The organism is Streptomyces sp. BK340 (genome assembly GCF_007827595.1).
Lineage (GTDB): Bacteria > Actinomycetota > Actinomycetes > Streptomycetales > Streptomycetaceae > Streptomyces.
The window spans coordinates 100,749-127,124 of the sequence record NZ_VISR01000019.1 but is presented as its reverse complement, the minus strand read 5'-3'; the positions used below and the strand labels follow the sequence as shown (position 1 = coordinate 127,124).

The following is a 26,376-nucleotide window of genomic DNA, read 5'->3' as shown; positions in this document are numbered from 1 at the left end:
AGTGACGACACAGAACACCGGCAAGGGGCGCGGCCCGTCCGGCATCGAGGACGTGCTGCCGCTGTCGCCGCTCCAGGAAGGATTCCTCTTCCACTCCCTGTACGACGACGGCGCGGGCCAGGACGCCTACACCGTCCAGCTGTTCGTCGACCTGGCGGGCCCGCTGGACCCCGCCCGGCTGCGCGAGGCCGTCACCGCCGTGCTGCGCCGGCACCCCAACCTGCGGGCCGGTTTCCGCGCGGTGCGCTCCGGCAAGCCCGTGCAGTTCGTGCCGCGCCAGGTCGATCTGCCCTGGCGGGAGGAGGACCTCGGCGGTCTGCCGGCGCAGGAGGCGGACAGCGCGCTGACCCGGCTCTGCGACACGGAGCGCGCCGAGCGGTTCGACCTCGCCGCACCGCCCCTGCTGCGCTGCCTGCTCGTCCGCCGCGCCGACGACCTGCACCGCCTCGTCCTGACCAACCACCACATCCTGATGGACGGCTGGTCCGTGCCCGTCCTGCTGCGCGAGGTCTTCACCGCCTACGACCGCGGCGCCGAGGCCCTCGCCCCCGCCACGCCCTACCGGCGCTACCTGGAGTGGCTCGGCCGCCGTGACCGGCAGACCGACGAACGGGCCTGGCGCGCCGCCCTGGACGGCCTGAACGGGCCCACCCGGCTGTGCCCCGGCGCCCTGTCCGCCGCCGAACCCCGGCTGCCGGAACGCGTCGAGACCTCCCTGCCCGCGGAGTTCCGCACCGGCCTGGCCCGCCTCACCGCCGAGCACGCCGTCACGCTCAACACCGTCGTCCAGACCGCCTGGGGCGCCCTCCTCGGCCGGCTGACGGGCCGGGACGACGTCGTCTTCGGTACGACGGTCTCCGGCCGCCCGGCCGAGATCCCGGGCGTCGAGACCATGATCGGCCTGTTCATCAACACCGTCCCGGTGCGCGTCCGCCTCGACGCCGCCGAGACCTGGGCCGAGGCCCTGACCCGGGTGCAGGACGAACAGTCCGCCCTGAGCGCCCACCAGCACCTGGGCCTGTCCGCCATCCAGTCGCTGACCGGCACCGGAGACCTCTTCGACACCGCCGTCCTGGTGGAGAACTACCCGGTCGACGCGGCCGCTTCGGCCCCCCTCGACTCCGGGCTCCGCCTGGTCGGCGCCAAGGGCCGCGACGCCACCCACTACCCGCTCACCCTCGTCGTCTCCCAGCGCGGCGACGACCTCCACGTCCGCCTCGACCACCGCCCCGACCTCGTCGACCGCCCTGCGGCCGAGGTCCTGCTGGACCGTTTCACACGGATGCTGCGGGCCGCCGTCCTGAGCACGGACAGCCGCGTCGCGGCCGCCGACGTGCTCTCGGCCGAGGAGCGTGGGCTGTTGCTGGGGGAGTGGAACGCGACGGCCGGTGAGGTGCCGGCGGTGTTGCTTCCTGAGCAGTTCGCCCGCCGGGTGGCTGTGTCTGCGGATGTGGTGGCTGTGCGTTGTGGTGGGGATTCCGTCACGTATGCGGGGTTGGGTGCCCGGGTCGATGCGTTGGCTGCGGAGTTGTTGCGGCGTGGGGTGGGCCGGGGTTCGGTGGTGGCTCTGGTGCTGCCGCGTTCGGTGGATGCGGTGGCGGCGATGCTCGCTGTGGGGCGGGTGGGTGCTGCCTTCCTTCCGGTGGATGCGGGTTTCCCGGCGGAGCGTGTGGCGTTCGTCCTGGGGGATGCGGCGCCGGTCGTGGTGCTGGCGTCGCGGGAGACGGTGTCCGTGGTCCCCGGCGCGGTGCTCGTGGAAGAGGTGCCCCCGGCCGAGCGGCCGGTGACGGCAGCGGAGGTGACGGCCGGCGATGCGGCGTATGTGCTCTACACATCGGGTTCGACAGGACGCCCGAAGGGCGTGGTGGTCCCGCACGGCGCACTGCGCAACTTCCTGGGGGCGATGGCGTCGCACGTCGCGCTGTCACCGGGGGACCGCTGGCTGGCGGTGACGACCTTCGGGTTCGACATCGCGCTGCTGGAGGTGTTCCTGCCGCTGGTCTCCGGCGCGACGGTGGTGCTGGCCTCGGGCGACGACGTGCGGGATCCGCAGGCCCTGGCCGCACTCGCCCAGGCCGAGGGCGTGTCGGTGATGCAGGCGACGCCGAGCCTGTGGCGGGCGCTGCTGGAGCAGGCGCCGCGGGCGGTCGACGGCCTGCGGGTCCTGGTCGGTGGTGAGGCCCTGGACGCCTCCCTGGCCGAGCAGTTGGCCACGGGCGCGACCTCCGTGCGCAATCTGTACGGCCCGACGGAGACGACCATCTGGTCGACGTCGGCGCCGGTCACCGGGGCGGAGGTGTCGATCGGCGGGCCGTTGGCCAACCAGCGGGTGTACGTCCTGGACGGTGCTCTGCGGCTCGTTCCGCCGGGTGTGCCGGGGGAGTTGTACATCGCCGGTGACGGTGTGGCCCGTGGCTACCTGGGCCGTGCGGGGCTGACGGCGGGCCGGTTCGTGGCCGATCCGTTCGGCCCGGCGGGCTCGCGCATGTACCGCACGGGTGACGTGGTCCGCTGGAACGCCGACGGCCGGCTGGTGTTCGTGGGCCGGGCCGACGACCAGGTCAAGATCCGCGGCCACCGCATCGAACTCGGCGAGGTGGAGCAGGCGCTGGCCGGTGCCGACGGGGTGACGCGCGCGGTGGCGATGGTCCGGGAGGACACGCCCGGCGACAAGCGGCTGGTCGGATACGTGGTGCCGGCCGAGGCGGACGTCACGGCGGTGCGCCGCCATGCGGCCGGGCTGCTGCCGGAGTACATGGTGCCCTCGGCGATCGTGGCCCTGGACGCCGTACCGCTGACCCCGAACGGCAAGACCGACCGCAGGGCCCTGCCCGTGCCCGAGCTGGGCGCCGGGCCGACGCGGGAACCGCGCGACGCGCAGGAGGACATCCTGTGCGGGCTGTTCGCCGAGACCCTCGGCCTGGAACGGGTCGGTATCGACGACGGGTTCTTCGAGCTGGGCGGTCACTCGCTGCTGGCGACCCGCCTGGTCTCCCGGATCCGCACGGTCCTCGGCGTGGAGGTGCCGGTCCGTGCGCTGTTCGAGGCGCCCACGGTGGCCGGACTGGCCCGGTACGTCGGCACGGCAGCGGCCGCCCGCCCCGCGCTGGTGCGCCGGGAACGGCCCGAGACCCTGCCGCTCTCCTTCGCCCAGCACCGCCTCTGGTTCGTCAACCGGATGGACCCGGAGGCCTCCCACTACAACATGGCCATGGCGCTGCGGCTGCGCGGCGAACTCGACGTGGACGCGCTGCGGGCGGCCCTGGCCGACGTGCTGGAGCGCCACGAGTCCCTGCGCACCGTCTTCCCCGAGCGCGACGGACAGCCGTACCAGCACGTCCTCGGCCCCGCCGAGGCGGCCGCCCAGGTGCTGCGCACCGGCACCACCAGCGCGGGCGACCTGGCCCGGGACGTCGCGGCGGCCACCCGGGAGGGCTTTGTGCTCTCGGCCCGGATCCCGCTGCGGGCCACCCTGCTCACCGTGGGTCCGGACGACCACGCGCTGGTGCTGGTGCTGCACCACATCGCCGGTGACGCCTGGTCGATGCGCCCCCTGGTCGGCGACCTCACCGAGGCCTACACCGCCCGCCGCTCCGGCGCCGCCCCGCGCTGGACCCCGCTGCCCGTCCAGTACGGCGACTACGCCCTGTGGCAGCGCGAGCTGTTCGGCGCCGAGGACGACCCCGAGAGCCTGTCCGCACAGCAGCTGTCGTACTGGAAGCGGCAGTTGGCGGGGCTTCCGGAGGAGCTGCCGCTGCCGGCGGACCGGCCCCGCCCGGCCCTCGCCACCCACCGCGGCGACCAGGTGCCCTTCGAACTCGACGCCCAGCTCCACCGCAGGCTGCTGGTCCTGGCCCGGCAGAGCGGCGTCAGCCTCTTCATGGTGTTCCAGGCCGCGCTCGCCGCGCTGCTCACCCGGCTCGGCGCCGGCACCGACATCCCGCTCGGCACCCCGGTCGCGGGCCGCACCGACGACGCCTCCGACGACCTCGTCGGCGTCTTCATCAACGAACTGGTGCTGCGCACCGACACCTCCGGCGCCCCCGCCTTCCGGGAGCTGCTGGCCCGGGTCCGGGAGACGGACCTGGCCGCCTACGCCCACCAGGAGCTGCCGTTCGAGCGGATCGTGGAGGAGCTGAACCCCGAGCGGTCCCTCGCCCGCCACCCGCTGTTCCAGGTGTCCCTGTCGCTGCAGAACGCCGCGCCGCCCGTGCCCGCCTTCCCGGACCTGACCGCCGAGGTCGTACGGCGCGACGACGACACGGCCCGCTTCGACCTGGCCCTGCGGCTCGGCGAGACACAGGCCGCGGACGGCACCCCCGGCGGGGTGCGCGCCCAGGCCCTGTTCGCGACCGACCTGTACGACCGGGCGACCGTCGAGCGTCTCGTCGCCCGGTTCGTCCGGCTGCTGGGCGCTGCCGTCGCCGAGCCCGACCGCTCGATCGGCGACCTGGAGATCCTCGCCGCCGAGGAACACGCCGACCTCCTGCACGGCCGCAACGACACCGCGCACGCCCTCCCCGGGAGCACGCTGCCGCCCCTGTTCGCCCGGCAGGCCGCCCGCACCCCGGAGGCCCCGGCGGTCGCGGACAGCACCGAGGTGCTCACCTACGCCCAGCTGGACGCCCGCAGCAACCGGCTGGCCCGGCTGCTCACCAGCCGCGGCATCGGCCCGGAGGACCTGGTCGCGCTCGCGCTGCCCCGCTCCGTCACCGCGGTCGTCGCCATGCTCGCCGTCGGCAAGGCGGGCGCGGCCTACCTCCCGCTCGACACCGAACAGCCCGGCGGCCGGCTCGACTTCATCCGCGAGGACGCGGCCGCCGCCGTTCTGCTGACCACCGAGGACACCCTGGCCGGCGTGCCGGACCTGGCCGACGGACCCGAACGGCTCCTCGTCCTGGACGCCGAGGAGACCCGCGCGGCACTGCGCCGCATGTCCTCCGAGGCGCCGGACCCGGTCGGCCCGCCCTCGCCCGACCAGGCGGCCTACGTCATCTACACCTCCGGCTCCACCGGCGCCCCCAAGGGTGTCGTCGTCCCGCAGCGAGCCCTCACCGACTACGCGGCCCGCGCCGCCCGGGCCTACCCCGGCCTGGCCGGACGCACCCTGCTGCACTCGTCGCTCTCCTTCGACCTGGGCCTGACCACCCTGTACGGCACGCTGCTGGCCGGTGGCTGCCTGCACATCGGTGACCTGGACGAACGGCTCGACGTGCCCGGCGGACTGACCTTCCTGAAGGTCACGCCGAGCCATCTGCCGCTGCTGGAGCTGATGCCGGACGTCCTCGCCCCGCACGCCGAGCTGATGACCGGCGGCGAGGCCCTGCGCGGCGAGCAGCTCACCGGCCGCCGGGCCGGCCGCCCCGGTCTGGCACTGATCAACCACTACGGCCCGACCGAGACCACCGTCGGCTGCCTCGACCACCGCCTCCCGCAGGGCGGTCCCGTCCCGCACGGCCCGGTGCCCCTGGGCCGTCCGATGTGGAACACGCGCGCCTACGTCCTGGACGCGCGGCTGCGCCCGGTCCCCGACGGCACCGTCGGCGAGCTGTACGTCGCCGGGCACGGCCTGGCCCGCGGCTACGCCAACCGGCCCGCCCTGACCGCCGAGCGGTTCGTCGCCGACCCGCACGGCCCGGCCGGCACCCGGATGTACCGCACCGGCGACCGGGTCCGCTGGAACGCCGACGGCGCCCTGGAGTTCGTCGGCCGCGCCGACGACCAGGTCAAGATCCGCGGCCACCGCGTCGAACTCGGCGAGGTCGAGGCGGCCCTGCTGCGGGTGCCCGGCGTGGCGTCCGCCGCCGCGGCCCTGCGCGAGGACCGGCCCGGAGACCTGCGTCTGGCCGCCTACGTCGTCCCGCGCGACCCCGCGGGAGCCGAGGTCGACGCCGAGTCGGTGCGCACACACCTCGCCGCGAGCCTCGCCCCCTACCTGCTTCCCAATGACGTCGTCGTCCTCGACGCGCTGCCGCTGACCGCCAACGGCAAGACCGACCGGGCCGCGCTGCCCGTCCCGGACGCCTCGCACGTCCCGGCCGGCCGCGCGCCGCGCACCCCCGAGGAGGAGGTGCTGTGCGCGCTGTTCGCCGAGATCCTGGGCATCGGCCGGGCCGGAGCGGACGACAACTTCTTCCACCTGGGCGGGCATTCGCTGCTGGCCACCCGCCTCGTCAACCGGGTGCGGTCCGTCCTCGGCGTCGAACTCCCGCTGCGCGCCCTCTTCGAGCGGCCCACCCCGGCCGGCCTCGCTAGCCTGCTGCGCGACGCCGAGCACGCCCGTCCCGCGCTCGCCCCGATGCCGCGCCCCGAGCGCGTCCCGGTGTCGTACGCCCAGCGCAGGCTGTGGTTCCTCAACCGGATGGACCCGGACAGCCCGCTCTACAACGTGCCCGCCGTGCTGCGGCTGCGGGGGCGCCTGGACCGCGCCGCGCTGCGCGACGCGGTGTGTGACGTGGCCGGGCGGCACGAGACGCTGCGCACGGTGTTCCCCGCCGTGGACGGCGAGCCCGTGCAGTGCGTGCTCGACGGCACGGACCATCTCGGCCTGCCCGTCCGGACAGCGGCCGAGGGGGGCGTACCGGAGCTGCTCGCCGAACTGACCGGCCGGGGCTTCGACCTGACCACGGAACCGCCGCTGCGGGCGACGCTCGTCGAACTGGGCGCGGAGGAGCACCTCCTGGTGCTGGTGATGCATCACATCGCCAGTGACGCGTGGTCGTGGCGGCCCTTCGCCACCGATCTGGGCACGGCGTACACGGCCCGCACCACCGGCTCCGCTCCCGACTGGAAGCCGCTGCCGGTCAACTACGCGGACTACGCGCTGTGGCAGCGGGACGTCCTCGGCGACGAAGGAGCCGAAGAAGGCGAAGGTGCCGAAGTCGGGGCAGAGCCGGGGGAGATCGCCCGCCAGCTGGCCTTCTGGCGCGACACCCTGGACGGCCTCCCCGAGGGGACCCCCCTTCCGTTCGACCGGCACCGCCCGGCGGGCGGGCCGCACCCGGCCGCCGACGTCCGCTTCACCCTGGACGCGGAGCTGCACGGACGGCTGGCCGCCCTCGCCAGGGAGCACGGCGTCAGCCTCTTCATGGTGCTCCAGGCCGGTGTCGCCGCGCTGCTCACCCGGCTCGGCGCCGGCACCGACGTCCCGCTCGGCACCCCGGTGGCCGGCCGCACCGACGAAGCCCTGGACGACCTCGTCGGGTTCTTCGTCAACACGCTGGTGCTGCGCACCGACACGAGCGGCAACCCGGCCTTCGCGGAACTGCTGGCCCGGGTCCGGCAGACCGATCTCGCGGCCTACGCCCACCAGGACCTGCCGTTCGAACGGCTGGTCGAGGAGCTGAACCCGGAGCGTTCCCTCGCCCGGCACCCGCTCTTCCAGGTCATGCTCACCCTGGAGCATGCGTCCGGCACCGCGCTGGACCTGCCGGACCTGACCGCGACGGTGGAGCGCGGCACCGCCAAGTGGGCCCGCTACGACCTGTCGTTCGGCCTCGGCGAACGTCACACCGAGGACGGGATCCCGGCCGGGGTCGACGGCGTCCTCGAGTACTCCACCGCCCTCTTCGACCCGGCCACCGCCCACTCCCTCACGGACCGTCTGGTACGGCTGCTGCACCAGGCGGCGGCCGATCCCACGGCCCGCGTCGACGCCCTCGACGTGCTCTCGGCCGAGGAGCGTGGGCTGTTGCTGGGGGAGTGGAACGGGACGGCCGGGGAGGTGCCGGCGGTGTTGCTTCCTGAGCAGTTCGCCCGCCGGGTGGCTGTGTCTGCGGATGTGGTGGCTGTGCGTTGTGGTGGGGATTCCGTCACGTATGCGGGGTTGGGTGCCCGGGTCGATGCGTTGGCTGCGGAGTTGTTGCGGCGTGGGGTGGGCCGGGGTTCGGTGGTGGCTCTGGTGCTGCCGCGTTCGGTGGATGCGGTGGCGGCGATGCTCGCTGTGGGGCGGGTGGGTGCTGCCTTCCTTCCGGTGGATGCGGGTTTCCCGGCGGAGCGTGTGGCGTTCGTGCTGGCCGACGCGGAGCCGGTCGTGGTGCTGGCGTCGCGGGAGACGGTGTCCGTGGTGCCCGGCGCGGTGCTCGTGGAAGAGGTGCCCCCGGCCGACGAGGCCGTCCACCCGGTGCCGGTGGCGTCCGAGGACGCGGCCTATGTGCTCTACACCTCCGGTTCCACGGGACGGCCGAAGGGTGTCGTGGTCCCGCACGGGGCCCTGCGCAACTTCCTGGCGGGCATGCGCCCGGTCGTCGGCCCGGCGCCGGGGGACCGCTGGCTGGCGGTGACGACCTTCGGGTTCGACATCGCGCTGCTGGAGGTGTTCGGGCCGCTGGTGACCGGGGCGACGCTGGTGCTCGCCTCCCGCGAGACCGTGCGGGATCCGCAGGCCCTGGCCGCACTCGCCCAGGCCGAGGGCGTGTCGGTGATGCAGGCGACGCCGAGCCTGTGGCGGGCGCTGCTGGACGAGGCGCCGGGAGCCCTTGAGGGGCTGCGCGTGCTGGTCGGCGGCGAGGCCCTGGACCCGGTCCTGGCCCGGGAGCTGTCCGCGTCGGCCGCGTCGGTGGTGAACATGTACGGCCCGACGGAGACGACCATCTGGTCGACGTCGGCGCCGGTCACCGGGGCGGAGGTGTCGATCGGCGGGCCGTTGGCCAACCAGCGGGTGTACGTCCTGGACGGTGCTCTGCGGCTCGTTCCGCCGGGTGTGCCGGGGGAGTTGTACATCGCCGGTGACGGTGTGGCGCGTGGTTACCTGGGCCGTGCGGGGCTGACGGCGGGCCGGTTCGTGGCCGATCCGTTCGGCCCGGCGGGCTCGCGCATGTACCGCACGGGTGACGTGGTCCGCTGGAACGCCGACGGCCGGCTGGTGTTCGTGGGCCGGGCCGACGACCAGGTCAAGATCCGCGGCCACCGCATCGAACTCGGCGAGATCGAGGCCCGGCTGCGGGCCCAGCCCGGAGTCGGCGCGGCCGTCGCCGCCGTCTCGCCCGGACCCGACGGCGTGCCCAGGCTGATCGGATACGTGGTCGGCACCAAGGACACCGCAGCCGTACGCGCGGCGCTGACCGCATCGCTGCCGGAGTACATGGTGCCCTCGGCGATCGTGGCCCTGGACGGCGTACCGCTGACCCCGAACGGCAAGACCGACCGCAGGGCCCTGCCCGTGCCCGAGCTGGGCGCCGGGCCGACGCGGGAACCGCGCGACGCGCAGGAGGACATCCTGTGCGGGCTGTTCGCCGAGACCCTCGGCCTGGAACGGGTCGGTATCGACGACGGGTTCTTCGAGCTGGGCGGTCACTCGCTGCTGGCGACCCGCCTGGTCTCCCGGATCCGCACGGTCCTCGGCGTGGAGGTGCCGGTCCGCGCGCTGTTCGAGGCGCCCACGGTGGCCGGACTGGCCCGGTACGTCGGCACGGCAGCGGCCGCCCGCCCCGCGCTGGTGCGCCGGGAACGGCCCGAGACCCTGCCGCTCTCCTTCGCCCAGCAACGCCTGTGGATGCTCGACGCCATCGAGGAGGCCGGCGCGCTCTACAACCTGCCGCTCGCCACCCGGCTGCGCGGCGAACTCGACGTGGACGCGCTGCGGGCGGCCCTCGCCGACGTGGTCGCGCGCCACGAGGTGCTGCGCACCCTCTACCCCGAGCGGGACGGCCTGCCGTACCAGCGCGTCCTGGATCCCGCGGACGCGGTCCCGGAGCTGCGGGTGCGGGCGGTGACCGGGTCCACGCCGGACGGCGCGGTGGCCGCCGCCGTACGCCACGAATTCCGGCTCGACGCGGAACTCCCGCTGCGGGCGACCCTGTTGGCGCTGGGCCCGGACGATCACGTGCTGGTGCTGGTGCTGCACCACATCGCCGGCGACGCCTGGTCGATGCGCCCCCTGGTCCGCGACCTCGCCGAGGCCTACACCGCCCGCCGCTCCGGCGCCGCCCCGCGCTGGACCCCGCTTCCCGTCCAGTACGCCGACCACGCCCTGTGGCAGCGCGAGCTGCTCGGCGACGTGCGCGACCCGGACAGCGAGGCGGCCCGGCAGGCCGCGCACTGGAAGCAGGCCCTCGCCGGTCTGCCCGACGTACTGGAGCTGCCCGCAGCGCGGCCCCGCCCGGCCGAGGCGAGCCACCACGGTGACCTCGTCCCCTTCGAGGTGGACGGCCGACTGCACCGGGAGCTGCTCGCCCTCGCCAGGTCCGGCCGGGTCACGCTCTTCATGGTGCTCCAGGCCGCGCTGGCCGCGCTGCTCACCCGGCTCGGCGGCGGCACCGACATCCCGGTCGGCACCCCGGTGGCCGGCCGCACCGACGCGGCCGCCGACGACCTGGTCGGCTTCTTCGTCAACACGCTGGTGCTGCGCACCGACACCGGAGGCGACCCGACCTTCGGCGAACTGCTGGACCGGGTGCGGGAGACGGACCTCGCGGCCTACGCCCACCAGGACCTGCCGTTCGAACAGCTGGTCCGGCAGCTGGGCGTGGAGCGCTCGCTGGCCCGGCACCCGCTGTTCCAGGTGATGCTCGTGCTGGACGCCTTCCAGCGCGACGGCGCGGCCCTGGACGGCCTCACCGCCGAGAGCGTCGCCCGCCCGGACACCGCCGAGGGCGGCACCGCCAAGTTCGACCTGTCCCTGCGCGTCACCGAACGCCGGGGATCCGACGGCGAGCCCGCCGGCCTCACCGGAACGCTCGCCTACGCGACCGACCTCTTCGACCGTCCGACGGCCGAGGCGATGACGGCGCACTTCACCCGACTGCTCGAGGAGGTGGCCACCGACCCGCACCGGGCCCTCGGCGACCTCGACATTTCCACGCTGGAGAAGGACTTGGAGACCGCACCACACGACGGCAGGGACCCGCACCCCGGCTCCCTGATACCCCGGATGATCGAGGAGCAGGCGGCCCGCACCCCCGGTGCGCCCGCCGTGACCGGCGCGGCCGGCACCCTGACCTACGCCGAGCTGAACGAACGCGCCAACCGGCTGGCCCGGCTGCTCGTCCGGCACGGCGCCGGACCCGAGCGGGTCGTCGCGCTCATGGTGCCGCGCTCGCCCGACATGGTCGTCGCGGTCCTGGCCGCGCTGAAGTCCGGTGCCGCCTATCTGCCGCTGGACAGCGAGTACCCGGCCGACCGGATCACGTACATGCTGCAGGACGCGGCCCCGGCGCTGGCGCTGACCACGAGCGCGGTCCAGGACCGGCTCCCGGCCGCGCCCGGTACCACCCGGATCGTCCTCGACGCGCCCGGCACCCGTGCCGAGCTGGCCGGCCTCGCGGCCGACGACCTCACGGACGCCGACCGCACCGCCCCGCTCACCCCGCACACGCCCGCCTACGTCATCTACACCTCCGGCTCCACGGGCCGGCCCAAGGGCGTCGTCGTCGAGCACCGCGGCATCCCCAATCTGGTGCGGGCGCGCGTCGAGCCGTACGCCATGGGACCGGGCAGCCGGGTGCTGCAGTTCGCCTCGCTGAGCTTCGACGCCGCGCTGTCCGAGATCTGCACCCCGCTCAGCTGCGGCGCCTGCCTGGTGCTGGGCCCGGCCGACATGCTCGACCAGGTCGCCCGGCTGCCGGAGCTGATCGGCGAGCGGGGCGTCACCCACGCCACGCTGCCGCCCGCCGTGCTCGCCAGGCTGCCCGAGGACGCCCTGCCGTCCGTACGCACCCTGGTGATCGCCGGGGAGGCCCCGCCGGACGGCCTGGTCGCCCGGTGGGCGGTCGGCCGCCAGATGTTCAACTGCTACGGCCCCACCGAGACCACCGTCTCCTGCACCATGGCCGGCCCGCTCCCGGCCGTACCCGGCATCCCGCCGATCGGCGGCGCGCTGCCGAACCTGCGCCTGCACGTCCTCGACGAGCGCCTCGAACCGGTGGCCGACGGCGAGCCGGGCGAGCTGTACGTGGCCGGCGCCGGCGTGGCCCGCGGCTACCTCGGCCGGCCCGCGCCGACCGCGGAGCGGTTCGTCGCCGACCCGTTCGGCCCGGCGGGCACCCGGATGTACCGCACGGGTGACGTGGTCCGGCGCCGCCCGGACGGGGCGCTGGAGTTCGTCGGCCGCGCCGACGGCCAGGTCAAGATCAGGGGCCTGCGCATCGAGCTCGGCGAGGTGGAGACGGCGCTCGCGTCCTGCCCCGGGGTGGGACAGGCGGTGGCCGCCGTCCGCGAGGACGAGCCCGGCCGCCCCCGCCTGGTCGGCTATCTCGCCGCGGCCCCCGGCACCGGCCTGGACACCACCGCCGTACGGGCCCGGCTCGCCGAGGTGCTGCCCGAGTACATGGTGCCGTCGGCGCTCGTGGTGCTCGACCGGATCCCGCTGACCGTCAACGGCAAGGTCGACCGGGCGGCGCTGCCCGCCCCGGCCGCGACCGCCGGGGCCGCCGGCCAGGACGGCACCGACGGTGCCCCGCGCACCGACCGCGAGGAACTGCTGTGCCGGGTGATGGCCGGCGTGCTGGGCCTGCCCCGGGTGGGCGTGGCCGACAACTTCTTCTCCCTGGGCGGCGACAGCATCACCGCGCTCCAGGTCGCCAGCCGGGCCCGGGAGGCGGGCCTGGCCGTGTCGCCGCGCGACATGTTCCGGCACCAGACGGTCGCCGAGCTGGCCGCCGCGGTCACCGACACCCGGCCCGGCCCCGCCGCGCCCGCCGACGACGGCGTCGGCGCCGTACCGCCGACCCCGGTCGTGCGCTGGCTCGCGCAGCGGCGCGGCCCCATCGCCGGGCTGAACCAGTCGGTGCTGCTGCGGGTCCCGAGCCTCGGCCGGGACGCCCTCGGCCGTGCGCTCCAGGCGGTCGTCGACCACCACGACGCGCTGCGCATGCGGCTGTCGGGCTCCGCCGCCTCCGTCACCTGGGGCCTCACCGTGCGGCCGGCCGGCGAGGTCCGGGCCGACGAACGCATCACCCGCGTCGACGTGAGCGGCTTCCCCGACGACCCGGCCGACCCCGCGCTGACCGCCCTGGTCACCGCGGAGGGCGAGGCCGCACGCCGCCGCCTCGACCCGGAGGACGGTGTGCTGTTCCAGGTCGTCTGGTTCGACGCAGGCACCGGCCGGCCCGGCTGGCTGCTCGTCGTCGCCCACCATCTGGTCGTGGACGGCGTGTCCTGGCGGATCCTGGTGCCCGACCTGGCCACCGCCTGGCAGGCCGCGGCCGACGGGCGGACCCCGAGCCTCGCGCCCGTCGGAACCTCCCCGCGCCGCTGGGCCCAGCTGCTGCTGGCCGAGGCCCAGACGCCCGAGCGGGCCGCGGAACTCGACCTGTGGACCCGGATGCTGGAGGAGCCCGAACCCCGCCTCGGCGCCGAGGCGTTCCGCGCCGCCCGCGACACCCGCGAGAGCGCCCAGCACCTCTCGGTCAGGCTGCCCGCCGCGACCACCGGCACCCTGCTCACCGCCGTACCGGAACGCTTCCAGGCGCGGATGGACGACGTACTGCTCACCGGTTTCGCCCGCGCCGCGGCGCGCTGGCGCGAGCGCAACGGCTGGGGCTCCGGCTCCGCCGTCCTCGTCGACGTCGAGACCCACGGCCGTGAGGAGATCGCCGACGACGTCGACCTGTCCCGTACGGTCGGCTGGTTCACCGCCATCCACCCGCTGCGCCTCGACCCCGGCGCCCACGGCCCGGCCGCCGCGCTGAAGCGGGTCAAGGAGCAGATCCGGGCCGTGCCCGACAACGGCCTCGGCTACGGGCTGCTGCGCTACCTCAACCCGGACACCGCCGGACTGCTCGCAGCCCACCCCACCCCGCAGATCGGCTTCAACTACCTGGGCCGCGTCAACGCGACGGCACTCGGCGACAGCACCGGACGCGGCGTCCCGGGCTGGTCCGGAGAGCCGCGCATGGACACCCGGGTCGTGCCCGCCGACGCCGGACTGCCGTTCGCGCACCCGCTGGAGATCAGCGCCGTCACCCGTGAGACGGCCGAGGGACCCCTGCTGGACGCCACGTTCTCCTGGCCCGGGGCCCTGTTCACCCGGGACCAGGTCCGGCAGCTCGCCGACGACTGGTTCGCGGCGCTGGGCGAGCTGGCCGCCGCCGCCGAACGTGCGGACGCCGGCGGGCTCACCCCGTCCGATCTGCCGCTGGTCTCCCTCACCCAGGCCGAGATCGACGCGCTGGAGAGCGCGCCGGGCGGCGTCGAGGACGTCCTGCCGCTGTCCCCGCTCCAGGAGGGCCTGCTCTTCCACACCCTCTACACGGACACCGGCCCCGACGTGTACGCGATGCAGCTCAGCGTCGACCTGGAAGGGCCGCTGGACCCCGTGGCGCTGCGCGCGGCCGGGCAGGCCCTGCTGGACCGCCACCCCAACCTGCGGGCCCGCTTCGTCCACCGCGGCGACGGCCACCCCGTCCAGGTCATCGCCCGCCGGGTGGAACTGCCCTTCGAGGAGGCCGACCTGAGCGGCCTCGGCGAGGCGGCCCGGGAGGCCGAGCTGGCCCGGCTCACCGACGCGGCCCGCGACCACCGCTTCGACCTGGCCACCGCCCCGCTGGTGCGGCTGCTGCTGATCCGGCTGGGCGAGGAGCGGCACCGGCTCGTCATCCTCAAGCACCACATCGTGCTCGACGGCTGGTCCATGCCGCTGTTCCTGCGCGACCTGGTCGCCCTCTACCACGGTGAACGGGCCGCCCTGCCGCCGGTCGTGCCCTACCGCGACTACTTCGTCTGGCTGGCCGGACAGGACCGGACGGCCACCCAGGAGGCCTGGCGCCGGGCGCTCGACGGGCTGGGCGAGCCGTCCCTGCTGGCCCCCGCCGGATCCGGGGCGCCCACGCAGATGCCCCAGGACGTCGGCCGGTCGCTGTCCGCCGAGACCACCGCCGCGCTCCAGACGTACGCGGCTCAGAACGCGGTCACCGTCAACACCGTGCTCCAGGGAGCCTGGGCGGTGCTGCTCGGCCGGCTGCTCGGCCGCGACGACGTGGTGTTCGGCACCACGGTCTCCGGCCGTCCCCCGGAGATCCCCGGCATCGAGTCCATCGTCGGGCTGTTCATCAACACCCTGCCCGTCCGGGTCCGCCTCGACCCGGCCGAGGACTGGCGCGCGCTGTTCACCCGGCTGCAGGACGAGCAGTCCGCGCTCACCGCGCACCACCACGTCGGGCTCGCCGACATCCAGCGGCTGACCGGCGTCGCCGGGGACCTCTTCGACACCCTCGTCGTCTACGAGAACTTCCCGACCGCCTCCGGCGGCGGGCGCGAGGGCGCCCTGCGCGCGACGGCCGTGGAGGGACGCGCCGCGGCCCACTATCCGCTGGCCCTGATCGCCTCCGTGGGCGACGGCCGCCTCCGGCTGCGCCTCGACCACCGGCCCGAACTGTTCGACACCCGGACCGTGCAGACGCTGCTCGACCGGCTCGTGCACGTCCTGGAGGGCATCACCGCAGCGCCGGGACAGTCCGTCGCCACCGTCGACATCGCCGCCGCCGACGAGCGGGAACAGCTGATCGACGGCTGGAACGGCGGCCCCCTCGACATCCCCGCCGACCCGCCGACCATGACCCGCCGGTTCGCGCAGGCCGTCGCCGAGGGCCCGGACGACATCGCCGTACGGCTCGGCGACACCCGCCTGACCTACCGCGAGCTCGACGAGCGCGCCAACCGCACGGCCCGCCGGCTCATCGAGCTCGGGGTGCGCCCCGAGACCCGGGTCGGTGTGCTGCTGGACCGCTCGGTCGACCTGATCGTCAGCGTGCTGGCCGTCCTCAAGGCGAGCGCGGTGTACGTGCCGCTGGAGCCGACCTACCCCGACGAGCGGGTGCGGCTGCTGCTCGACGAGACCCGCTCCCCGGTGCTGCTGACCGACGGCGAACGCGCCGCCCACTGGACCGGGCAGCTCTCCGGCAGGGTCACGGTGGTCGCCGTCGACACCGACCCCGGCATCCCGGCCCAGGCGGACACCGCGCCGGACGTGACCGTCCTGCCCGACCAACTGGCCTACGTCATCTACACCTCCGGCTCCACCGGCACCCCCAAGGGCGTCGCGGTCAGCCACCGCGCCGTCGTGGAGCTCGCCGCCGACCACTGGTGGCAACTGGACGCCACCCGGCGCGTGCTGTTCCACTCGCCGCACGCCTGGGACGTGTCCACCCTCGAGTGGTGGGTGCCGCTGCTGAACCACGGCGAGGTCGTCATCGCCCCGCCCGGCAAGGTCGACCTGGAGGCCATCGCCTCCCTCGTCGTCGAGGAGGGCATCACCGGGCTGTGGGCCTCCGGAGGCCTGTTCCGGCTGCTCGCGGAGACCCACCCGGAGTGCTTCCGGGGCCTGGCCGAGATCCGCACCGGGGGTGACGTGGTCCCCGCCTACGCCGTCCGCCGGGCCCTGGAGGCCTGCGTGGGCACGGACACCGTGGTCACCGCCGGCTACGGTCCCACCGAGACCACCGTGTTCTCCACCCGGCACTCGATGCGGCCCGGCGACGAGGTGCCCGAGAGCGTCCCCATCGGCGCCGCGATCGACGCCACCCGGGCCTATGTGCTCAGCCCCGGACTCCGGCCCCAACCGGTCGGCGTGGTCGGTGAGTTGTACCTCGCCGGGACCGGTGTGGCCCGCGGCTACGAGAACAACCCGGGCCTGACCGCCGAGCGCTTCGTCGCCGATCCCTTCGGCGAGCGCGGCACCCGGATGTACCGCACCGGCGACCTGGTCCGGTGGCGCGCCGACGGGCTGATGGAGTTCGTCGGCCGGACCGACGAACAGGTCAAGCTGCGCGGCTTCCGTGTCGAACTGCGCGAGGTCGAGGTGGCGCTCAGCGCCTACCCCGGCATCGGGCAGGCCGTCGCCCTGGTCCGCGAGGACCGCCCCGGCGACAAGCGGCTGGTCGGCTACGTGGTGCCGGACGCCGGCGCCCCGGCCCCCGACCTGGCCGCGCTCCAGGCCCATCTGGCCGTCAGGCTGCCGGAGTTCATGGTGCCGTCCGCGCTGGTGGTCCTCGACAGGCTGCCGCTGACCTCGCACACCAAGCTGGACCGCAAGGCCCTGCCCGCACCCGACCAGCGGCGCAATGACGACTCCGCCGGACGGCCGCGCAGCCCGCAGGAGACGGTGCTGTGCGAGCTGTTCGCGGACGCCCTCGGTGTGCCCGGCCTCGGCATCGACGACGACTTCTTCCTGCTGGGCGGCAACTCCCTGCTGGCCGCCTCCCTGGTCAGCCGCGTCCGCTCGGTGCTCGGCTGCGAGCTGAGCATCCAGGCCCTGTTCACCTCGCCGACCGTGCGCGCGCTCGCCGAACGGCTGGCGGGCGGCGGACCCGACGAGCACAACGCCCTCGACGTGCTGCTGCCGCTGCGCGCCAAGGGGAGCGGCCCCGCCCTGTTCTGCTTCCACGCGGGCGGCGGTCTGAGCTGGCGGTACGCGGGACTGCTGCGCCATCTGCCCGCGTCCGTACCGGTGTACGGCGTGCAGGCCAGGGCGTTCGGCACCCCCGGCTACCGGCCCGGCGGCATCGAGGAGATCGCCGAGCACTTCGCCGAGCGGATCCGGGCCGCCCAGCCCGAGGGCCCCTACCACCTGCTGGGCTGGTCCTTCGGCGGGCTCGTCGCCCAGGCGGTGGCGACCCGGCTGCAGGCGGACGGGGCCGAGGTCGGCCTGGTCGCCGTCCTCGACTCCTTCCCCGTCTCCTCCGCCGTGGCAGCGCCCGCCGCGCCCCCGTCCGGGGAGCAGAACCTGATGGCTGCGCTGCTGGAGGCGACCGGTCTCGGCGAACAGCTGCCCGGCGGCGCCGAACCGGACGAGGAGACGGTCGCCGCGGTGCTGCGCGCCCAGGGCAACCCGCTCACCGACCTGCTGGCCGACCACCTGGTCACGGTGGCGCAGACGTTCCAGGACAACGTGGAGCTGCGCCGGGGCTTCACCCCGAAGGTCTTCCGGGGTGACCTGCTGCTCCTGGCGGCCGGCGCGGACGGCCCCGGCGCCGACGCCGGGACGGCGCGCTGGCAGCCGTACGTCGACGGCCGCGTCGACGCCCGCACCGTCCCCGGCCGGCACGAACAGATGCTGCTGCCCGGACCGATCGCCGAGGTCGGCCGGATCGTCACCGAGCGGCTGGAGAACCTCGGCGAGGAGGAGGGACGATGACCCGCGACATCTACGAGATCGGTGAACTGCCCCCGCTCGGCGAGGTCCCCAGCCACATGTACGCGGCCCTCATCCGGCCCGAGCGGTACGGCCCGCCGCGGCAGGCCATCCAGGTCGAGCCGGTCGAGGTGCCGCCGGTGGGCCGCGGCCAGGTGCTGGTCATGGTGATGGCGGCCGGCGTCAACTACAACGGGGTGTGGGCCGGCCTCGGCACCCCCGCCGACGTGATCGCCGCCCGTCGCAAGCAGGGCGACCCGCACGACTTCCACATCGCCGGCTCCGAGGGCGCCGGCGTGGTGTGGGCGGTCGGCGAGGGCGCCACCCAGTACAAGGTCGGCGACCAGGTGATCATCGCCGGCGTCCAGTGGGACGAGTCGGCCCCCGACATCCGCATGGGTGTCGACCCCACCGCCTCCAAGTCCCAGAAGGCCTGGGGATACGAGCTCAACTTCGGCTCCTTCGCCCAGTTCACGGTCGTCGACGAGTACCAGGTGCACCCCAAGCCGCCGCACCTGACCTGGGAGCAGGCCGGCTGCTTCCTGGGCGGCGGCTCGACCTCGTACCGGATGCTCACCGGCTGGGCCCCGCACACCGTGCAGCCCGGCGACCCCGTCCTGATCTGGGGCGGGTCCGGGGGCCTCGGCTCCATGGCCATCCAGATCACCGACTACTTCGGCGGCATCCCCATCGCTGTGATCTCCGACGACGACAAGGCGGAGCACTGCCTGCGCCTCGGGGCCCGCGGGGTGATCAACCGCCGCGATTTCGACCACTGGGGCAGGCTGCCGGACGCGGGCGACGCCGCGGCGTACCGGCAGTGGCAGTCGGGGGCCCGGGCCTTCGGGCGCCGGATCTGGGACATACTCGGCGAACGCAGATCGCCCCGGATCGTCCTCGAACACCCGGGCCGCGACACCCTCGCCACCTCCGTCTACGTCTGCGACAACGCCGGCATGGTGGTCACCTGCGCGGGCACCAGCGGCTACAACGGCGACATCGACCTGCGGTTCCTGTGGATGTTCCAGAAGCGTCTGCAGGGTTCGCACGCGGCCAACGTCCGGGAGACCCGGGCGGCCATCAACCTGGTGGCCTCCGGCCGGGTCGACCCGTGTCTGAGCCTGACGCTCCCGTTCCGGGAGATCGCCGACGCCCACCAGCTCGTCTACGACAACCGTCATCCGGCGGGCAACACGGCCGTCCTGGTCAACGCCCCCGAACCGGGTCTCACCGCATTGCCCTGACCCTCCGGGACCATGGTCCCTTTTCACCTTCCGCCGGGGGCAGTTGGGCGTCGAGGCGGCGTCCAGCTCCCCGGCACTTCCCTCTCCTAATGTGACAGCGATCCGAATGACGAACAGACGGGGGACGGATGAAGGCGCTTGTCTACTGCCATGGAAGCCGGGGGGACGTCGAGCCTTATCTGGCGCTTTCCGTGGCGCTGCAACAGGCCGGACACAGTGTGGTCCTGGCGGCCCCCCGTCTTTTCTCCCCGTCCGCGGAGAAATACGGAGTTCCGTTCGCGGCGCTGAACGACGAACTCGTCCAGCTCATGACCAGGCCCGAGTTCAGGGACGTCATGCAGCGCAGCGACGCTCTGACGGAAGCCGACCGGGAGCTCAAGAAGAAGATCTTCGTCGAGTCGTTCCCGCGCATGTACCCCGCGGTTCTCAGGGACATGTGGGAGGTGGCCGCGGACGGCGGCGCCGACATTGTCGTCCATTCGCACAACCACCGTGAAGCGGTGCCCCAGATAGCCGAAAGGCTCGGCGTACCGCACGTTCTGGCGACCCTTTACCCCAACTTCGTACCGTCCCGGGAATACACGTTCTTCGAGCGGACCTACCGAATTCCCGAAAAGCCCGGGCAGGAGGAGAACGTCTTCACGGCGCTTCCGGCCCGTGCGCTTGCCGAGTGGCGGTCCGAGATCCTCGGACTGCCGCCGCGGGAGAACGCCCAGGACTTCCGGTACCGCGCCGACGGCACCCCGGCCAGGGTCCTGCACGGCTTCAGCCCGCAGGTGGTGAAACCGTCCGCCGACTGGCCGGAGTGGGTCCACACCACCGGGTTCTGGTCACTCCCCCCGGCCGTCGACTGGACCCCGCCGGAGGATCTGCGGCGGTTCCTGGAGGCCGGTGAGAAGCCGGTGTTCGTCGGTTTCGGGAGTTCCCTGGCCCCGGACCCCAGGGCCACCGGCCGCCTGGTGCAGGAGGCGGTGCGGCGCGCCGGAGTGCGCGCCGTGGTGGTGGCGGGCTGGGGCGGGATCGAGATCCCGGAGCCGGGCACGGACATCCTCACCGTCACCGAGGTCCCCTACGACCGGCTGTTGCCGCGGGTGCGGGCAGCCGTCCACGCGGGCGGCGTCGGCGCCCACAACGCGGCTCTCGAGGCCGGCGTCCCGCAGGTCAGCTGCCCCTTCCACAAGGAACAGCTGGTGTGGGCCGGGCGCCTGCACGAACTCGGCGTCGCTCCCGCGCCCCTGCTGCAGCGCGACCTGACCGCCGACGCCCTCGCCGAGGCCATCCGGGTCGCCGTCACCGATCCCGGCATCGCGCGCACCGTTGCCCGGGTCGCCGCCCTGGTCCGGGAGGAGGACGGCGCCCGGAACGCCGTCCGGGTTCTGGAACGAGTCCACCACGAGCAGACAGGAGCACGCCGTGTCGCTCACCACGCATGACGGCATCGGGAGCGCGGTCGACCAGGAGCGGCCCGTCCCGGCCCCCCTCCGTGAACACCCCGCCTTCGACCGGCCGCTGCACGTCGGCACCCCCAACATTCCGGACCGCCGCCGCCTGTTCGAGCGCATCTCACAGGCCCTCGACCAGGGCTGGCTGACCAACAACGGCCCGCTGGTGCGCGAGTTCGAGGACCGGCTCACCCAACTCACAGGTGCCGCGCACGTCCTGGCCACCAGCAACGGCACCTCCGCCCTGGAGGTACTGGCCCGGGCCCGCGGTCTGACCGGCGAGGTCATCGTGCCGTCGTTCACCTACGTCGCCACCGCCCACGCACTGCAGTGGCAGGGACTGACCCCGGTCTTCGCCGACATCGACCCGCACACCGGCACCCTGGACCCCGCCCACGTGCGCCGGCTCGTCACCCGGCGCACCAGCGGCATCGTCGGCGTTCACCTCTGGGGCCGGATCTGCCCCGACGACGAACTGCGGGCGATCGCGGACGAGCACGGGCTCGGCCTGCTCTACGACGGCGCGCACGCCCTGGGCTGCGAGCTGGACGGCCGCGCGGTCGGCGGCTTCGGCGACGGCGAGATCCTCAGCTTCCACGCGACCAAGTTCATCAACGCGTTCGAGGGCGGCGCCGTCGTCACGAACGACCCCGAACTCGCCGAACGCGTCGACCGCATGCGCAACTTCGGGTTCGGACCCGGCCGGGAGGTCCTCACCTTCGGCACCAACGCCAAGATGAACGAGATCTCCGCGGCCATGGGACTCACCGCCCTCGAGCACATGGACGAGATCACCGCGGCCAACGCCCTGCGGTACGAGCACTACCGGGCCGGGCTCACCGGTGTCCCCGGCGTGCGGCTGCGCGGCCCCGGCCCGGGGGAGCGCAGCAACCACCAGTACGTCGTCATGGAGATCGACGCCACGGTCACCGGAGTCCACCGCGACCGGCTGCTCTCCGCACTCCATCAGGAGAACGTGCTGGTCCAGAGGTACTTCCACCCGGGCTGCCACCGCATGCGGCCCTATGCGCAGCGGGCCGACATCCACACGCCGCTGCCGCTGCCCGGCACCGAGGCACTGGCCGAACGCGTCCTGGTCCTGCCGTCCGGGCCGGCCTTGGCCCCGCAGGACGTGGACCGCGTCTGCGAGGTCGTACGGCAGGCGCTCGGGGCAGCGCCGGCGCACTGACAACCAAGGGAGAAAGACCACATGGCGATCACCACCGAGGCCACCAGCGAAGCCGTCGCCGGGCCCGCCGCCGGCCGCCGGCTCACCGGATTCAGCGGCGACCCCGACTACTTCCGCTTCAAGGAGTACCGCACCTTCGACCCCCGGGCCGTCGTCGACGTGCTCAGGGGCAGGAGCGCGGGCGTCGTCTTCCGCGGAGCGGTCGATCCGGAGATCTGCGCGGAGCTGTCCGCACGCTTCTGGGACAGCGACGACCGGGAGAAGCGGACCGCCGTCGCGCCCAGCTACTACCTGGGCACGTACCACTTCCACAAGACGACCGAGGAGTACCTCGACGAGTCCGAGCGCACCACGCCGGCGCTGGAGGAGGTGCTCGGCATCGAGCGGGATCCGCTGACCGAGTTCTACGACGGACTTGCCGGGGCCCTCGCCCCGCAGGGCGTCACGGTGCGCCGCGCCGAGCACGGTGGCCGCCAGGCGTGCCGAGGGCTGCTGCGCTCCTGGCACGCGGCCGGCGAGTACACCCTGGACCCGCACGAGGACAGCTCCCAGTGCGCCCACCCCGGGCAGGCGGACTTCGAGATCCAGCGCGTGCTCGACCACCAGATCTGCGCGCTCAACATATGCCTGGAGAACGGCGACGGCGGCCGGCTCGCCCTGTGGAACATCCAGCCGGACGAGGCGAGCAAGCGCCGCCTGGGCCTGGAGCACACCGGCTCCCCGTACCCGATGGACACCCTCGACGGCATCGAGTGCCAGTGGCTCGAGATCAACGCCGGTGACATCTACGTCTTCAACGGTGCGCACATCCACGCGGTGGAGCCCAACACCAGCGCCGGGAGCCGCCGCACCACGCTCGCCGGCATCTTCGGCTTCGTCGACCGCGACACGGTTGTGTCGTGGACATGAAGGCCCTCGTCCTGGCGGGCGGCACCGGCAGCCGGCTGCGGCCCATCACCCACACCTCGGCCAAGCAACTGGTCCCCGTCGCCAACAAGCCCGTCCTGTTCTACGTGCTGGAGGCCATCGCCGACGCGGGCGTCAAGGACGTGGGCATCGTCGTCGGGGAGACCGCGGACGAGATCCGTGCGGCCGTCGACGAGGGTGGATTCGACGGCCTGCGCATCACGTATCTGCCCCAGGAGGCCCCGCTGGGTCTCGCCCACGCGGTGCGCATCGCCCGGGACTTCCTCGGTGACGACGACTTCGTGATGTACCTCGGCGACAACTTCGTCGTCGGCGGCATCACCGCACTCGTCGAGGAGTTCCGCACCGGGCGGCCCGACGCGCAGATCCTGCTCACCCGGGTGCCCGACCCCACCGCCTTCGGCGTCGCCGAACTCGACGAGCGGGGAAGGGTGGTGGGCCTCGTGGAGAAGCCCGCCGAACCCAAGAGCGATCTGGCCCTGGTCGGCGTCTACCTGTTCACCCCGGCGATCCACGAAGCGGTCGCCGCCATCACGCCCTCCGCCCGCGGAGAGCTGGAGATCACCGACGCCGTCCAGTGGCTGATCGACCGGCGGCGCGACGTACGCTCCACCACGATCTCCGGCTACTGGAAGGACACCGGCAACGTCGGCGACATGCTGGAGGTCAACCGCACCGTCCTCGAGACCATCGAGCCCATGGTCGCCGGGGACGTCGACGAGGCCACGGAGATCGTCGGCCGGGTGCGGATCGCGGACGGGGCGACGGTCCGCGGCTCCCGGATCGTCGGCCCGGTGGTCATCGCGTCGGGTGTGGAGGTCAGCGGCTCCTACGTGGGTCCCTTCACCTCGATCTCCGAGCGGTGCCGCATCGAGGACAGCGAGATCGAGTTCTCCATCGTGCTGCCCGGTTCCTCCATCACCGGGGTGCGCCGCATCGAGGCGTCCCTGATCGGCCGGAACGTGGAAGTCACCCCGGCGCCCCGGGCTCCCGCAGCACACCGGCTCATCCTCGGCGACCACAGCAAGGTGCAGATCTCCCCATGACGACCAGCATCCTCGTGACGGGCGGAGCCGGTTTCATCGGCTCCCACTACGTACGGACCCTGCTCGGCCCGCAGGGCCCGGGCGACGTCCGCGTCACCGTCCTCGACGCCCTGACCTACGCCGGCAACCCGGCGAACCTCGACCCGGTCAGGCAGGACCCCCGATTCACCTTCGTGCACGGCGACATCTGCGACGCCGCGCTCGTCGGGCCGCTGACGGCCCGCAGCGACCAGGTGGTGCACTTCGCGGCCGAGTCGCACGTGGACCGGTCGATCACGGGCGCCGCGGAGTTCCTGCGCACCAACGCGCTCGGCACCCAGACCCTGCTCGACGCGGCCCTGCGCACGGGTCTTCGCACCTTCGTGCACATCTCCACCGACGAGGTGTACGGCTCGGTGCCGACGGGTTCCACGCCGGAGACCGCGCCGCTGCTCCCCAACTCCCCGTACGCGGCGTCGAAGGCGTCGAGCGACCTGGTCGCACTGTCGTACCACCGCACGCACGGCCTCGACGTCCGGGTCACCCGCTGTTCCAACAACTACGGCCCGCACCACTTCCCGGAGAAGCTCATCCCGCGCTTCGTCACCACGCTCCTGGACGGCGGCGACGTGCCGTTGTTCGGCGACGGCGAGCACGTACGGGACTGGCTGCACGTCGACGATCACGTCCGGGGCATCGAGCTGGTCCGCACCGGTGGCAGGCCCGGCCGGGTCTACAACATCGGGGGCGGTACCGAGCTGACCAACAAGGAGCTCACGTCGATGCTGCTGGAGGCCTGCGGCGCCGGCTGGGACCGCGTCAGTCACGTCGAGGACCGCAAGGGCCACGACCGGCGCTACTCGGTCGACTGGAGCAGGATCCGCGACGAGCTGGGCTACCGGCCGCACAAGGACTTCGCCACCGGCCTGGCGGAGACCGTCCGCTGGTACCGGGACAACCGCTCCTGGTGGGAACCGCTGCTGACGCGGGCGGCCCTGTGAGCGCGCCGTGGCTGGTCGTCGGCGCCACCGGCATGCTGGGCCGCGACGTCACGGCCCAGCTGCGGCGCGACGGCGAGGAGGTGATCGGCCTCGGCAGGGCCGGGCTGGACATCACCGACGCGGCGGCCGTGCGGCGCCTGGTGACCGCCCACCGCCCCGCCGTCCTGGTCAACTGCGCCGCCTGGACCGCCGTCGACGCCGCGGAGGAGCGGGAGCCGGAGGCCCTCCTCGTGAACGGCGCCGCCCCCGGCCACCTGGCCGACGCCTGCCGCTCGACCGGCACCCGGCTGCTGCACGTCTCCACCGACTACGTCTTCCCCGGCGACGCCCGCAGCCCGTACGCCGAGACCGACCCGACCGGGCCGGTCAACGCCTACGGCCGCACCAAACTCGCCGGGGAGCGAGCCGTCCTCGAACGCCTCCCCGACCACGGGCACGTCGTACGCACCGCCTGGCTCTACGGCGCCGGCGGGCCCAACTTCGTGCGCGCGATGATCAGGGCCGAGCGGGACCGGGACACCGTCGACGTCGTCGACGACCAGCACGGGCAGCCGACCTGGAGCGCCGATCTCGCCGGCCTGCTGGTGCGGCTCGGCCGCGCGGCGCTCGCCGGTACCGCCCGGCCGGGCGTCCGGCACGGCACCAGTGCCGGACAGGCCACCTGGTACGGCCTGGCCCGCGAGGTGTTCCGGCTGCTGGACGCGGACCCGGACCGGGTCCGCCCCGTCGCCGGCAGCACCCTGGGGCGCGCGGCACGCCGTCCGGCGTACGGCGTGCTCGCGTGCCGGCGCCGGCAGCCGGGCGTCGAGCCGATCCGAGACTGGCGCGCCGCGCTCGCCGCGGCGCTGCCCGAGATGGTGGAAACGGAGCAGCAGACATGATGCGTGCACTGGACGTCGGTCCCGCCTGGGTCGTGGAGCCCACGGTCCACCAGGACGCCCGCGGCGCCTTCTACGAGTGGTACCGCGCAGCCGAGTTCGGCACGGTGACGGGCCAGGACTTCCGCCTGGTGCAGGCCAACTGCTCCGTCTCGCGACGCGGCACCCTGCGCGGCATCCACTTCGCCCAGGTGCCGCCGGGGCAGGCGAAGTACGTGCAGTGCCTGCGGGGCGCGGTGCTCGACGTGGTCGTCGACGTGCGGGTGGGTTCCCCGACCTACCGCCGGTGGGAGGCCGTACGGCTCGACGACGACAACCGCCGGGCCCTGTACGTGGGAGAGGGGCTCGGGCACGCGTTCCTGGCCCTGACCGACGACGCGACCGTCAGCTATCTCTGCTCCGAGGGGTACGCCCCGCACCGCGAGTACGGCATCGACCCGTTCGACCCGGAGCTGGGCATCGACTGGCCGGCGGACGTCGAACCACTGCTGTCCGAGAAGGACGCCTCGGCCCCCTCCCTGGCCGAGGTGGAGCGTCTGGGGCTGCTGCCCTCGTACGCCGAGGCCCAGGCCCACTACGCCTCGCTGCGCCGTTGAACCCGGC

The 26,376-nt window shown here is 73.8% G+C and carries 9 protein-coding genes; all 9 read left to right on the top strand.

Annotated features, from left to right (window positions below; all coding sequences use genetic code 11):
* The first annotated feature begins 1 nt into the window (after position 1).
* Positions 2-18,070 (top strand): non-ribosomal peptide synthetase, encoded by an 18,069-nt coding sequence (locus FB157_RS29265; protein WP_145883664.1) that lies wholly within the window; start codon positions 2-4, stop codon positions 18,068-18,070.
* The gene (ccrA, locus tag FB157_RS29260; protein ID WP_145883663.1) at positions 18,067-19,311 is read left to right on the top strand and encodes a crotonyl-CoA carboxylase/reductase; all 1,245 of its coding nucleotides are present in this window, start codon (positions 18,067-18,069) and stop codon (positions 19,309-19,311) included. The genes FB157_RS29265 and ccrA overlap by 4 nt, the downstream gene beginning before the upstream one ends.
* Positions 19,312-19,439: 128 nt before the next feature.
* On the top strand, positions 19,440-20,744 hold the full coding sequence (locus tag FB157_RS29255; protein WP_145883662.1) for a glycosyltransferase: 1,305 nt from the start codon (positions 19,440-19,442) through the stop codon (positions 20,742-20,744).
* On the top strand, positions 20,725-21,942 hold the full coding sequence (locus tag FB157_RS29250; protein ID WP_261386591.1) for a DegT/DnrJ/EryC1/StrS aminotransferase family protein: 1,218 nt from the start codon (positions 20,725-20,727) through the stop codon (positions 21,940-21,942). The genes FB157_RS29255 and FB157_RS29250 overlap by 20 nt, the downstream gene beginning before the upstream one ends.
* Before the next feature lie 21 nt (positions 21,943-21,963).
* On the top strand, positions 21,964-22,851 hold the full coding sequence (locus tag FB157_RS29245) for a hypothetical protein (RefSeq protein ID WP_145883661.1): 888 nt from the start codon (positions 21,964-21,966) through the stop codon (positions 22,849-22,851).
* A complete protein-coding gene (locus FB157_RS29240; RefSeq protein ID WP_145883718.1) occupies positions 22,848-23,915 on the top strand; it encodes a glucose-1-phosphate thymidylyltransferase in 1,068 nt (355 codons plus the stop codon). The genes FB157_RS29245 and FB157_RS29240 overlap by 4 nt, the downstream gene beginning before the upstream one ends.
* Positions 23,912-24,895, top strand: a complete 984-nt coding sequence (gene rfbB / locus FB157_RS29235) for a dTDP-glucose 4,6-dehydratase (RefSeq protein ID WP_145883660.1) — start codon at positions 23,912-23,914, stop codon at positions 24,893-24,895. Before FB157_RS29240 ends, rfbB begins: the two co-directional genes overlap by 4 nt.
* Positions 24,892-25,776: a dTDP-4-dehydrorhamnose reductase gene (rfbD, locus tag FB157_RS29230; protein WP_145883659.1), complete on the top strand. Its 885-nt coding sequence runs from the start codon at positions 24,892-24,894 to the stop codon at positions 25,774-25,776. Before rfbB ends, rfbD begins: the two co-directional genes overlap by 4 nt.
* Positions 25,776-26,369: a dTDP-4-dehydrorhamnose 3,5-epimerase gene (gene rfbC, locus FB157_RS29225; RefSeq protein ID WP_145883716.1), complete on the top strand. Its 594-nt coding sequence runs from the start codon at positions 25,776-25,778 to the stop codon at positions 26,367-26,369. The genes rfbD and rfbC overlap by 1 nt, the downstream gene beginning before the upstream one ends.
* Positions 26,370-26,376 lie beyond the last annotated feature (7 nt).

Excerpts from the sequence above, each read along its gene's own strand:
- ccrA (WP_145883663.1), top strand. The coding sequence starts at position 18,067 with ATGACCCGCGACATCTACGAGATCGGTGAACTGCCCCCGCTCGGCGAG.
- FB157_RS29255 (WP_145883662.1), top strand. The coding sequence starts at position 19,440 with ATGAAGGCGCTTGTCTACTGCCATGGAAGCCGGGGGGACGTCGAGCCT.
- FB157_RS29245 (WP_145883661.1), top strand. The coding sequence starts at position 21,964 with ATGGCGATCACCACCGAGGCCACCAGCGAAGCCGTCGCCGGGCCCGCC.
- FB157_RS29240 (WP_145883718.1), top strand. The coding sequence starts at position 22,848 with ATGAAGGCCCTCGTCCTGGCGGGCGGCACCGGCAGCCGGCTGCGGCCC.
- rfbB (WP_145883660.1), top strand. The coding sequence starts at position 23,912 with ATGACGACCAGCATCCTCGTGACGGGCGGAGCCGGTTTCATCGGCTCC.
- rfbC (WP_145883716.1), top strand. The coding sequence starts at position 25,776 with ATGCGTGCACTGGACGTCGGTCCCGCCTGGGTCGTGGAGCCCACGGTC.